Origin of the sequence: Staphylococcus sp. HMSC061G12 (assembly GCF_001838465.1) — a bacterium.
In the GTDB taxonomy this organism is placed as follows: Bacteria; Bacillota; Bacilli; order Staphylococcales; family Staphylococcaceae; genus Staphylococcus; species Staphylococcus simulans.
This window is the reverse complement of the sequence record NZ_KV837138.1, coordinates 1-544: the sequence shown is the minus strand read 5'-3', so window position 1 is coordinate 544 and position 544 is coordinate 1. Positions and strand designations below refer to the sequence as shown.

Here is a 544-nt window from a genome sequence, read left to right as displayed (position 1 = left end):
GAGGTAACTAAACATTATGGTGAAACAACAACACCTGATGAAGTAAAAGGAAAAGTTACTGTTCCAGAATATCCAGAAAACGGCCAACCATTCACAGTGACAGTAGATGAAACAAAAATTCCTGACGGTAAAACAAGCGGCGAGTTCGAAGTGCCAGTGACAGTCACATACCCAGACGGCACAAAAGATCACGTAACAGTCCAAGTTACAGTGACTCCGCAACCGCAAAACGATAAATATGAACCGACTGCGGGAGAAATCACAAAACCATATGGCACAGCAACTACTGAAGATGAAGTCAAAGGTAAAGTAAGTGTTCCGGATTTCCCTAAAGAGGGCGACCAACCAGTTATTACTGTAGATCCAACAAAAGTACCTGACGGTAAAACAAGCGGTGAGTTTGAAGTGCCAGTCACAGTCACTTATCCAGATGGTACAAAAGACCATGTAGTAGTTAAAGTTACTGTAGGCGATCAACCAGATAATGTGAAATACGATCCTAAAGCAGGAGAGGTAACTAAACATTATGGTGAAACAACAACAC

At 41.9% G+C, this 544-nt stretch carries 1 protein-coding gene; it reads left to right on the top strand.

Going from position 1 to position 544, the window contains the following annotated elements:
• Positions 1-544 (top strand): Rib/alpha-like domain-containing protein (locus tag HMPREF2937_RS09205; RefSeq protein ID WP_257245382.1); only part of this gene is annotated, 544 nt, incomplete at both ends.